At 69.6% G+C, this 11,300-nt stretch carries 11 protein-coding genes; 4 read left to right on the forward strand and 7 right to left on the reverse strand.

The window, feature by feature from the left end; genetic code table 11:
* Nucleotides 1-13: 13 nt before the first annotated feature.
* Nucleotides 14-1,441: a pyruvate kinase gene (gene pyk, locus ACFT4A_RS22665; RefSeq protein WP_382832803.1), complete on the forward strand. Its 1,428-nt coding sequence runs from the start codon at nucleotides 14-16 to the stop codon at nucleotides 1,439-1,441.
* A 149-nt stretch (nucleotides 1,442-1,590) separates the two neighbouring features.
* Nucleotides 1,591-2,001, forward strand: a complete 411-nt coding sequence (locus tag ACFT4A_RS22670; protein WP_382832805.1) for a hypothetical protein — start codon at nucleotides 1,591-1,593, stop codon at nucleotides 1,999-2,001.
* Nucleotides 2,002-2,077: 76 nt separating this feature from the next.
* Here ACFT4A_RS22670 and ACFT4A_RS22675 read toward each other — a convergent pair whose 3' ends face one another.
* From ACFT4A_RS22675 to ACFT4A_RS22690, 4 genes are all read right to left on the reverse strand, one after another.
* Complete coding sequence (locus ACFT4A_RS22675) at nucleotides 2,078-3,316, reverse strand: hypothetical protein (protein ID WP_382832807.1); 1,239 nt, start codon at nucleotides 3,314-3,316, stop codon at nucleotides 2,078-2,080.
* 91 nt (nucleotides 3,317-3,407) lie between these two features.
* Nucleotides 3,408-3,992, reverse strand: coding sequence for a DUF6114 domain-containing protein (locus tag ACFT4A_RS22680; protein WP_382832809.1), 585 nt, complete (start codon nucleotides 3,990-3,992; stop codon nucleotides 3,408-3,410).
* Between the two features lie 188 nt (nucleotides 3,993-4,180).
* Nucleotides 4,181-4,825 carry a DUF6230 family protein gene (locus ACFT4A_RS22685; protein ID WP_382832811.1) on the reverse strand — a complete coding sequence of 215 codons (645 nt, stop codon included), beginning with the start codon at nucleotides 4,823-4,825 and terminating at the stop codon, nucleotides 4,181-4,183.
* 622 nt (nucleotides 4,826-5,447) lie between these two features.
* Nucleotides 5,448-6,422, reverse strand: coding sequence for a tetratricopeptide repeat protein (locus ACFT4A_RS22690; RefSeq protein ID WP_382832813.1), 975 nt, complete (start codon nucleotides 6,420-6,422; stop codon nucleotides 5,448-5,450).
* Between the two features lie 233 nt (nucleotides 6,423-6,655).
* Between ACFT4A_RS22690 and ACFT4A_RS22695 the strand changes: the two genes are divergently transcribed.
* A complete protein-coding gene (locus tag ACFT4A_RS22695; protein WP_382832815.1) occupies nucleotides 6,656-7,264 on the forward strand; it encodes a TetR/AcrR family transcriptional regulator in 609 nt (202 codons plus the stop codon).
* Between the two features lie 176 nt (nucleotides 7,265-7,440).
* Here ACFT4A_RS22695 and ACFT4A_RS22700 read toward each other — a convergent pair whose 3' ends face one another.
* From ACFT4A_RS22700 to ACFT4A_RS22710, 3 genes are all read right to left on the reverse strand, one after another.
* A complete protein-coding gene (locus ACFT4A_RS22700) occupies nucleotides 7,441-9,141 on the reverse strand; it encodes a methylmalonyl-CoA mutase (RefSeq protein WP_382832817.1) in 1,701 nt (566 codons plus the stop codon).
* Nucleotides 9,142-9,225: 84 nt separating this feature from the next.
* Nucleotides 9,226-9,564 carry a DUF3817 domain-containing protein gene (locus ACFT4A_RS22705; RefSeq protein WP_382832819.1) on the reverse strand — a complete coding sequence of 113 codons (339 nt, stop codon included), beginning with the start codon at nucleotides 9,562-9,564 and terminating at the stop codon, nucleotides 9,226-9,228.
* Between the two features lie 43 nt (nucleotides 9,565-9,607).
* Nucleotides 9,608-10,117, reverse strand: coding sequence for a MarR family winged helix-turn-helix transcriptional regulator (locus ACFT4A_RS22710; protein WP_382832821.1), 510 nt, complete (start codon nucleotides 10,115-10,117; stop codon nucleotides 9,608-9,610).
* A gap of 182 nt (nucleotides 10,118-10,299) precedes the next feature.
* On the opposite strand from ACFT4A_RS22710, the gene ACFT4A_RS22715 reads away from it, so the two are divergent.
* Nucleotides 10,300-11,298, forward strand: a complete 999-nt coding sequence (locus ACFT4A_RS22715) for a glycoside hydrolase family 6 protein (protein WP_382832823.1) — start codon at nucleotides 10,300-10,302, stop codon at nucleotides 11,296-11,298.
* Nucleotides 11,299-11,300 lie beyond the last annotated feature (2 nt).

Consider the following 11,300-nt stretch of genomic DNA (forward strand, 5'->3'; position numbering starts at 1 on the left):
TAGGATCGCCCCCATGCGCCGTTCGAAAATCGTCTGTACTCTCGGCCCCGCGGTCGACTCCCACGAGCAGCTTGTCGCGTTGATCGAAGCCGGTATGAACGTGGCCCGCTTCAACTTCAGCCACGGCTCGCACGCCGAGCACCAGGGCCGGTACGACCGGGTCCGTGCCGCCGCCAAGGAGACCGGCCGGGCCATCGGTGTCCTCGCCGACCTCCAGGGCCCGAAGATCCGCCTGGAGACCTTCGCCGAAGGTCCCGTGGAGCTGGTGCGCGGTGACGAGTTCACCATCACCACCGACGACGTCCCGGGCGACAAGACGATCTGCGGGACGACCTACAAGGGCCTGCCCGGCGATGTGACCAAGGGCGACCAGGTCCTGATCAACGACGGCAACGTCGAGCTGAAGGTCACCGAGGTCGACGGCCCCCGGGTGAAGACGATCGTCATCGAGGGCGGCGTCATCTCCGACCACAAGGGCATCAACCTGCCCGGCGCGGCCGTCAACGTGCCCGCGCTGAGCGAGAAGGACATCGAGGACCTCCGCTTCGCGCTGCGCATGGGCTGCGACCTGGTCGCGCTGTCCTTCGTCCGCGACGCCAAGGACGTCCAGGACGTGCACCGTGTGATGGACGAGGAGGGCCGCCGCGTCCCCGTCGTCGCCAAGGTGGAGAAGCCGCAGGCGGTGCAGAACATGGAGGACGTCGTGATGGCGTTCGACGGTGTGATGGTCGCCCGTGGTGACCTCGCCGTCGAGTACCCGCTCGAGAAGGTCCCCATGGTGCAGAAGCGCCTGATCGAGCTGTGCCGGCGCAACGCCAAGCCGGTGATCGTGGCGACCCAGATGATGGAGTCGATGATCACCAACTCCCGTCCGACCCGCGCCGAGGCCTCCGACGTGGCCAACGCGATCCTGGACGGGGCCGACGCGGTCATGCTGTCGGCGGAGTCCTCCGTCGGCGCGTACCCGATCGAGACGGTCAAGACGATGTCGAAGATCGTCACCGCCGCCGAGCAGGAGCTGCTCTCCAAGGGCCTGCAGCCGCTCGTCCCGGGCAAGAAGCCGCGCACGCAGGGCGGTTCGGTGGCCCGTGCCGCCTGCGAGATCGCCGACTTCCTCGGCGGCCGGGGCCTGGTGGCCTTCACCCAGTCCGGCGACACCGCCCGCCGCCTGTCCCGCTACCGCGCCCAGCAGCCGATCATCGCCTTCACCACCGACGAGGGCACCCGCAACCAGATGGCGCTGAGCTGGGGCGTGGAGCCGTACGTGGTCCCGTTCGTGAACAGCACCGACGAGATGGTCGACCTGGTGGAGCAGGAGCTGGTCAAGCTCAACCGCTTCAACGACGGCGACATCGTGGTCATCACCGCCGGCTCACCCCCCGGCGTCCCCGGCACCACCAACATGGTCCGCGTCCACCACCTGGGCGAAGCCAAGTCCTGACCCGCCGGGCCCGAGAAGCCCCCTGAACGGCACCGAGGGCGCCCCCTGCGATCCAGGGGGCGCCCTCGTCTCGTACGCGGCCTATGCCGCTGACGGCATCCGCACCATCAGGGAGAACATCCGAGTGTCCATCGAGAGGCACGAGTCGCGTGGTTGCTGAACCCTCCCCGGCCCTGGTCGAGCTGCTGCGACGGCTCGGCCGGGCCGCCGGCCGCACCGAAGCCGAGGCGCCCTTCGCCGACGGGCACGACCGCTGGTCTCTCTACCGTGCTGCGATGAAGGCCCCCGGCGCACTGCCGCTGCTGTTCGAGGCGCTGTCCCTGGAGCCGGACGGGCCCCTGGCATCCGGGGTCGTCGGCGAGGTACTCGAACGGGTACCCGCGGACGAACGCGAACGATGGGTGCGGATCCTCGACCTCATCGACGGCTGGTCCGACTGGCTGCAGCTGAGGGCCGTGCAGGCGGCCTCCGACACGGCGGTCCTGCACGTCGTCTCCCGGAAGGGCCGGACCAAGAGGATCCGGCAGGCGGCCGTGGAGGCCCTCAGGCCGGCGAAGTAGCCCGCACAGCACTGTGCCCCGCCTGGTCGCGGCCCGGCGGGGCACAGTTCTTTCGCGGCTCCGGGAGAAGACCCGGTCAGTCGGTCACGTACTGGTGCAGCCCCGGCACGGTCAGCGTGCCGCCGAACTGGCCGGCCTGGACGACCTTCACGTTGGTGAAGTAGATCAGCGGGATGTTCAGGGGCGGCGGGTGCTCCGGGTCGAAGGTGACCGGGATCAGGCCGAGCAGGTTGCCCGAGATCTTCTCCGTGTACATCACCGTCTTGCCGTCGGTGATGGTGGACTTCGAGCCCTTCGCCGCCTGGACGTGGTGGGTCTTGCCGGACTGCTTGTCCGTGACGAGCTGGTGCAGGTCGCCGATGTCGGTCCCGTCGTTGATGACGTACTTCAGGACCTTCTTGGTGGCGCCGCTCGCGGTCTTCACCTGGACGATGCCCTGGTAGTCGGCACCCTTCAGCGTCAGCGAACTGGCCTCCAGGCGCCAGGGCTCGTCGGGGACGAGGAGTTCGTTGTCCACCCCGCCCTCGGCGTCCGTGGCGGCCGGGCAGTCCTCGGGGTCCACGGAGGGGCTCGCGGACGGGCTGGGAGAGGCGGTGGCCTTCTCCGCCGCGTCCTCGGCCGCCTTCTCGACAGCCTTGCTCGTGTCCCCGGCCGCCTTCGACGCCGCGTCCGTCGTGTCCTTGACGGTGTCCTCGACCGTGTCGGTCGTCTTCTTGACGGCGTCGGAAGCGTCGTCCCCGCTCGCGTCCGAGGACGTCTCGGTGTCCTCGGCCTCGCCCGTGTCGCCGGACGGCGAGGCGGACGCGGAGGGCGTCGGGCTCGGGCTCTCGGTGGACTTGCCGCCCTTGAAGATGCCGCCGATCGCCTCGCCGATGTCCTCGAGGACGTTGCCGCCGCTCTTGGACTCCGACGGGCTGGGCGTCGCCTCGTCGTCCTCGCCCGACGCGCCCTCGGATGCCGAAGGGGTCGGGGTGGGCTCGGTCTTGTCGCCCTTGTCGTCGGAACCTGAATCCGACGAAGAGGACGAGTCGTCCTTGTCCGCACCCGTGCCCGAACCGGCGGACGCCGAGGGAGTCGGCTCGGACGCGTCCTTGTCCTCGTCGCCCGCGGCCTCGCTCTCGCTCGCCGAGGGCGACGGGGAGGCGCCGTCCTTGTCGTCCTCCATCGCCGCGAGGCAGTCCTTGTACTCGTCGGCCTTCAGGCTGTTGGAGGTCGACGGCTGCTCGTCGGCGAGGGCGAGCGTCGGGGTGAATCCCATGCCCATGAGGACGGCGGTGGGCATCGCCGCCATGGCTATCGCCTTGCCGGCGGGCATCTGGAACCGGGTGAAGAGCGGCTTCTTGGGAGCCGCGTGACGTGGCCCCGTTCTCGCTTTCGCCTGGGCGGCGGGAGAACCGTCGCGGGGGTCAGCCGACACGGTACCCCCCGTTGTGGGCCTCGGACCGGACGCCGTCCGCCGGACCGCCGTCGCCGGTCCCGTACGGAGGGTGCGTCCCGCCCGTCTCACCGGCCGGGCTCTCGGGAGAGGGCTCCACGGCTCCTTCTCCCGTCGGTCCCTGACCGGCCGCCCGGTGCCCCTTCCCCGTGTCCTCCGTCTTGCCCGGCACCCAGGCGACGGCGAGGGCACCGCCGAGCATCGCCAGCAGGAAGCCGATGAGGAAGCCTCCGATGTTGGAGACCACCAGCGACACCAGGGCGAGGATGATCGCCGCGACACCGGCGAAGACCCGCGTCGCCTGCTGGAACCACATGGTCAGACCCAGCGTGATCAGCAGGACCCCGATGATGAGGGAGCCGGCACCCGCGGTGGTCGCCATGGTGAGCGACATGGTCCCCAGCTTGAGGGTGGCGTAGGGGAAGTAGGCGATCGGCACCCCGCCGAGGATGGTGAACAGGCCTGCCCAGAACGGCCGGGTGCCCCGCCAGTCACGGAATCGCCGACGCAGCCGGGCGAAAGTCCCGGCGCTCTGGACCGGAGTCTCGGCACTCATGGAAAACAGCTCCCTCGGTCCGGTGGAGGTACGTACCGGCTCGGCCGTAGGCGTGGAGAAGCCGGAAAGTCTAAGTCTGTGAAGTGGCCCGGCGCGGAGCCGGGCCCGAGGGGCGGGGAAGTGACGGCCTCCCCGCCCCTCGAAGGGGGCGGGTCAGCCGCCCCCGGACACCCGTGGGACGGAGGCCGTCAGAAGCACTCCATGCCCTTGTCCATGCCGAGCTTCATCGACAGGCCGCTGAGCTTGAACGTGCCCGCCGTGGTCGCCCACGCCGTCTGCTCGACACCGGTGAGGTCGGCCGTTTCCGCCTGCTGGGCGAAACCGCCCGGCAGCACGTTCTCGCCCTTCTTCACCGCGGGGCCGCGGGTCTTGTCCTTGACCGCGACGCCGATGTCGATGTTCTTGAACTCCGCATCGGCGTCGAGCTGGGCGACGTCGATGTAGAGGTTCTCGGCCGTGACCGGCTTCTTGGCGTCGTTCCCCGCCTCAAGACGGAGGTAGACCGTCTTGCCTATGAGGGGGATCGGCGTCGCGACCGACTGGCACATCTTGCTGATCGTCGCGTTGTCGAACGACGAGATCGCGACGGGAACCGGCTTCTTGTCCTTGCCCTCGGGCGAGGTGTAGACAGTGTCGATTCCGCCGTACTGCGCGAAACCCTCACCGTGCAGGTGATTGGCCGACACCTTGAACTGCTGGCCGGAAACGCTGAACGAAGCAGCCAGCGCACCCTGTGCGAGACCGACACCCACACATGCCGCAGCGGCGACGCTGGGCACCATGACCACAGCGAACCGCTTCCATCTGGTCCCGCCACGCACCTGGGACTCCATATTTCCTCCTTCTCGGACGTACATCTCCTGTCCCGACTCGCCCCAAGTAGCGGCTCAGCCGGGCAGGGATGGGAGAAGTGCTACGTCCTCGGGAAGGAGAGCGCCTGCACTCGGCGGCGCAACTAGCGCCCGAATCACCGGCGATCACCCCCGAGCGACAACCACTGGTCGCGCCTGACACGCATCACGCACAACCCTGCTGGACAGGCTTCGCCGGGTGGGCGAAGACCCCCCTGTCCAAGAGCCGGCGCCACTGCCGCCGGCTCTGCTCGGTGGGGACCCAGGATGTCCCGCGACCCAACCGGCTGCCGGGGTACGGGAATGGACCGAGCGTGGCCGATCGTGGTGCATTCTCGCCGCCCGCACAAGGGGGTTCGTTACTGGCTAGTAACGGCCGTATAACCGAACAACGACCCATCGGTCTCGGCCGACGACGCAGGGTGTTCCCCACCGGCGGTACAAAGCTGTTGATCGATGGACAGAAACCGACAGATCAACGCCCGTGACTTACTCGCAGTAACAGCGGCCGCGATTACCAAGTTTTGGTAAAGCGCGGCCGCAGTGACGTTCCGAGGGCAAATCTTTCACGTGGGCACCACAAGCCCGCGTGTTTAACGACTGGTCAGAACAGGGCGCGTGCCAGGGCCCTGCGCGCCGCGATCACCCGCGGGTCCTCGGGTCCGACCACCTCGAACAGCTCCAGCAGCCGCATCCGCAGGGTGTCCCGGTCGTCACCCACCGTGCGCTGCACCGTCTCGATCAGACGGCCGAAAGCGTCCTCGACATGACCGCCCACCAGATCCAGGTCGGCGGCGGCGATCTGCGCCCGCACATCGGCCGGCTTGTCGGCCGCGTCCTTGCGGACCTGCTGCGGGTCGACGCCCTGCACCCGCTGGAGCAACTCGGCCTGGGCGAGACCCAGTTTGGCCTCCTCGTTGGCCGGCTCCTCGTTCAGTACGTTCCTGTACGCCTGGATGGCACCGTTCAGGTCACCCGAGTCCAGCGCCTGCACGGCGGCTTCGAGGAGCCCGTCGTACGGACCGGCCGGGCGCTCGGGAGCCGCCTGGGCGTCACCCGCCTCGGCGTCGGGGTCGACGGTGAGGCCGGTCAGACCGAAGCGCTGCTCGGCGACCTGCACCAGCTGGTCCAGGGTTCCCCGGATCTGCTCCTCGCCCGCGGCCCCCTGGAAGAGCGGCAGCGCCTGCCCCGCGACGACCGCGAACACCGCGGGGATCCCCTGGATGCCGAACTGCTGCATCAGCATCTGGTTGGCATCGACATCGATCTTGGCGAGCAGGAAGCGGCCGTTGTACTCGACGGCCAGCCGCTCCAGGAGCGGGCTCAGCTGCTTGCAGGGCTGACACCACTCGGCCCAGAAGTCGATGACGACGGGCACTTCGGCGGACCGCTGCAGGACATCGCTCTCGAACCCCGCCTCATCGACGTCGATGACGAGGTCGGCCGGGGAGATTCCCCCCGCACCGCCGTCCCGGGCGGCTTGGGCACGTGCCTGCTCCGCCTTCGCCTTGGCCTCCTGGGCCGCCTTCACCGCGGCGAGGTCGACGACTCCGCTCATGGACATGTTCCGTGGCTGCATGCGTCTATCCTCCCCCGTACTGCGCGCGCGTGTGAAAAACGGCGTGAAAGCCGGGCTGGTCGGGTCCCGTTCGGCGCCGGGTCCCCACCCCACGCCATGTCTTCGAAGCCCGCGTACGTCCTTCACGGGCTTTCGCTACGAGACGTAGCGTAATGCCACGCCGGGCCGCCGGACCACCACCCCCCGGTGATCTCCCTCACGGCCACACAGGAACCGCCCGTTATGGTCATGGCATGCAGAGCCGCAGCCCAGCCAGCCGCACGGGGCGCCCGCGCAGCGCCGCGGCGGACGCCGCGATCCTGGCCGCCACCCGGGCGGCGCTGGTGGAACTGGGCTGGTCCAAACTCACCCTGGGAGATGTCGCGACCCGCGCCGGGGTTGCGAAGACGACCCTCTATCGCCGCTGGGCGGGCAAGAACGAGCTGGTCGTCGATGCGGTGGCGGAGCTCTTCGACGAGCTGGAGCTGCCGGACAGCGGCTCGCTGGCCGCGGACATCGAGGGCGTCGTCCTCCAGTTCGCCATGATCCTGGCCCGCCCGGAGGCGAAGAGCGGCCTGATGGCGGTGGTCGCGGAGGCCACCCGCGACGACGCCCTGCGCGAACGCATCCGCGCGTCGGTGGTCGAGCGCCAGAAGCGCCTGGTCCTGGAGGGCCGCTCCCGGGCCCAGGCGAGGGGCGAGCTGCCGCCCGAGCCGGACCCCGAGTCGGCGGCCCGCACGGCAGACCTGATCTTCGACATGGTGGCGGGTGCGGTGGTCCACCGCACCCTGGTCAGCGCGGAACCGGCGGACGAGGAGTGGGTCCGCAGCTTCACACGGATTCTGCTCCAGGGACTGGCCTAGTCACCCAGCTGCGGGCATGCGTGCCTCCCCCAGTGCCTTAAGGGCCTGGGAGGTGCCCCCAGGGCGGCATGGGTGGGCGGTGGGGGTCCCCCCGCTCGAGCGAAGCCGAGAGTGGGGGAGGCACCCCGCCACGCCGGGCCGCGCACCCACCCGCCCCCAGCACCAACACCGAGCACTCAGAACCCGGCAGGCTCCGTGTACACCCCCCATTCGTCCCGCAGCACCCCACAGATCTCCCCCAGCGTCGCCTCGGCGCGCACAGCCACCAGCATCGGCTCGATCATGTTCGCGCCACTCCGCGCAGCAGCCAGCATCCCGTCCAGCGCGCTACGCACAGCGGCATCGTCACGCCCCGCCTTCCGCCCGCCGAGCACCCGCACCTGCTCCCGCTCCACCTCGTGACTGACCCGCAGGATCTCCAGATCCCCGGTCACGGACCCGTGGTGGGCGTTGACCCCGACGACCCGCTTGTCGCCCTTCTCCAGCGCCCGCTGGTACTGGAACGCCGACTCGGCGATCTCCCCGGTGAACCATCCGTCCTCGATGCCGCGCAGGATCCCGGAGGTGATCGGCCCGATCGGGTGCTGCCCGTCGGGGTGGGCCCGCAGCCCCCGCTCCCTTATCTGCTCGAAGATCTTCTCCGCGTCCGCCTCGATCCGGTCGGTGAGCTGCTCGACGTACCAGGAACCACCCAGCGGATCGGCCACGTTGGCGACCCCGGTCTCCTCCATCAGCACCTGCTGCGTCCGCAGCGCGATCTCCGCCGCCTGCTCGCTGGGCAGTGCGAGCGTCTCGTCGAGGGCGTTGGTGTGCAGCGAGTTGGTCCCGCCGAGCACGGCCGCCAGGGCCTCCACGGCCGTCCGTACGACGTTGTTGTACGGCTGCTGCGCGGTGAGGGAGACGCCGGCCGTCTGGGTGTGGAAGCGCAGCCACTGCGCCTTCTCGCTCTTCGCCCCGTACACGTCCCGCATCCACCGCGCCCAGATCCGGCGCGCCGCGCGGAACTTGGCGATCTCCTCGAAGAAGTCGACGTGCGCGTCGAAGAAGAAGGAGAGCCCGGGGGCGAAGACGTCGACGTCCAGGCCGCGCGAGAGCCCCAGTTCCACGTACCCGAAGCCGTCCGCGAGCGTGTACGCCAGCTCCTGCGCGGCCGTCGCCCCGGCCTCGCGGATGTGGTAGCCGGAGACGGACAGCGGCTTGTACGCGGGGATGCCGGCCGCGCAGTGCTCCATCAGGTCGCCGATGAGCCGCAGGTGCGGCTCGGGCTGGAAGAGCCACTCCTTCTGGGCGATGTACTCCTTGAAGATGTCCGTCTGGAGCGTGCCGTTCAGGACGGCCGGGTCGACGCCCTGGCGTTCGGCGGCGACCAGGTACATGCAGAAGACGGGGACGGCCGGGCCGCTGATGGTCATCGACGTCGTGACGTCGCCCAGCGGGATGTCCTTGAACAGGATCTCCATGTCGGCGGCCGAGTCGATGGCGACACCGCAGTGCCCGACCTCGCCCAGGGAGCGCGGGTCGTCGGAGTCGCGGCCCATGAGCGTCGGCATGTCGAAGGCGACCGAGAGCCCGCCTCCGCCGTTGCCGAGGATCATCTTGTAGCGCTCGTTGGTCTGCTCGGCGTTGCCGAACCCGGCGAACTGCCGGATGGTCCACGTGCGCCCTCGGTAGCCGGTCGCGTACAGGCCGCGGGTGTAGGGGTACTCCCCGGGCCACCCGATCCGCTCGAACCCGTCGTACCTGTCTCCGGGCCGCGGCCCGTACACCGGCTCCACGGGGTCGCCGGAGAGCGTGGTGAAGTCGGCCTCGCGCTTGCGCGCGGCGTCGTACCGGGCCTGCCAGCGACGGCGGCCCTCCTCGATGGCGTCAGCGTCCATACCTTCGAATTTACTAGGACGTCCTAGTAAATGTCGATGGGAGACCGCCGTACGTTCGTCCGTACGGCGGTGGGGTCGCGCGAGCTACGCCTCGGCGGGCGCGGGCGAGTCCTCCGCGAGCCGGGACTCCAGCTCGTGGCTGATCTTGCGCTCGACGAAGAAGGCGGCCGTCGGGACGGTCCCGGCGAGCAGCACCCAGACCTGCTTGCCGACCGGCCACTTCGCCTTGGAGCCCAGGTCGAAGGCGAAGACCAGGTACAGGACGTACAGCCAGCCGTGCGCGATGCTGACGACGCGCGTGAAGTCGGCCGCGCCGTTCAGGTCGAGCACATACTTGCCGATCATGCCCAGGGTCAGCAGGACCAGCAGCACGCCGGTGACATAGGCCATCACGCGGTAGCGGGTCAGCACGCTCTTTTTCATGCCGTCGAGCGTAACGACCCGTTCCGGGGGATCTTGCCCCGGGTCAGTGCTCCTCGAAGTCCCCCGCCGCGATCCGCAGCGGCCGCAGCATCGCGAAGATCTCCCCGCACTCCTCGGCGTCGTACGCCCCGAGCCCGAAGTCCATCGCCATCAGGTCACGGGTGGCCGCCTCGACCACCTCGCGGCCCTTCTCGGTGATGCTGGCGAGGGTGCCGCGCCCGTCGTTGGGGTTGGGCCGCTTGCCGACGAGACCCGACCTCACCAGCCGGTCCACGGTGTTCGTCACGGACGTGGGGTGCACCATGAGCCGCTCGCCGATCTTGGACATCGGCAGCTCGCCGGACTTGGAGAAGGTGAGCAGCACCAGCGCCTCGTAGCGCGCGAACGTCAGCCCGTACGGCTTGACCACCGAGTCGACCTCGGCGAGAAGGATCTGCTGGGCGCGCATGATCGAGGTGATCGCGGCCATGGACGGCACGTTTCCCCAGCGCTGCTTCCAGCGTTCGTCGGCGCGCGCGATCGGATCGAAGGAGAGACTGAGCGGCTTCGGCACGAACCAGACCTTACCGGCCGGTCACATGGTGGTCAGCCCCGTCTCGCTCTTCGGTCCGGCGCCTCCGGCTCCGCCATCCGGGGGCAGGGCGAGGCCATGTCCTTTACATGGCGATTCATACGAGTATGTAACTATTGATAACGACTCCATCACTGAACGTCACCTTCCTCACAGGGAGCGGCATGAGACGGCTGATCCACGCCCTCGCGGCACTCTCGGTGCTCGGTCTCGCTGCGGGCTGCTCGTCCGCTCACGGCCGCGCCGAGACGGCCGACACCGGCGACGACACCACGAAGGCCGGCTACACGGCCGGCTCACCCTTCTGGGTCGACCCCGAGAGCCCCGCGGCCCAGCAGGCGCGGCTCTGGGAGCAGCAGGACCGGGATTACGACGCCGAGTTGATCCGGCGGATCGCCGACCGGCCGGCCGCGCTGTGGCCGCCCGGCGAGACCGATCCGGCACCGACGGTGCGGGCGGCGGCCTCGGCCGCGAGCGACGAGGGGCAGACGGCGGTCTTCGTCGCGTACAACATCCCGCACCGGGACTGCGGCCAGCACTCGGCGGGCGGGTCGCAGGACGCGGACGCCTACCGGGAGTGGATCGGGCAGTTCGCCGACGCCCTCGGCGAGGCGGAGGCCCTGGTCGTCCTGGAACCCGACGCGGTCGCGCACATGGTGGACGGCTGCACGCCCGGCGAGTACCACGCCGAGCGCGAGCAGCTGCTAGGCGAGGCGATCACCCGGCTGAAACAACAGCCGAACACCAAGGTGTACCTGGACGCGGGCAACGCGGACTGGATCCGGGAGCCGGACAAGCTGGTGGAGCCGCTGCGCCGGGCCGGGATCGACCAGGCCGACGGCTTCGCGCTCAACGTCTCCAACTTCCAGACCGACGACGAGACCACGGAGTACGGTCTCCGGCTCGCCGACGCCCTCGACGGCAAGCACTTCGTCATCGACACCAGCCGCAACGGCAACGGGCCGCTGCCCGGCGTCTGGTGCAACCCGCCGGGCCGGGCGCTCGGCACCCCGCCCACGACCCACACCGGCGAACGGACCCTGGACGCCTATCTGTGGATCAAGCGGCCCGGCGAGTCGGACGGAGACTGCGAGGGCGGCCCGGACGCCGGGCGCTGGTGGCCGGAGTACGCCCTGGAGCTGGCGCGCAACGCGGAGGACTGAGC

Source organism: Streptomyces sp. NPDC057099, assembly GCF_042671245.1.
Lineage (GTDB): Bacteria > Actinomycetota > Actinomycetes > Streptomycetales > Streptomycetaceae > Streptomyces > Streptomyces purpurascens.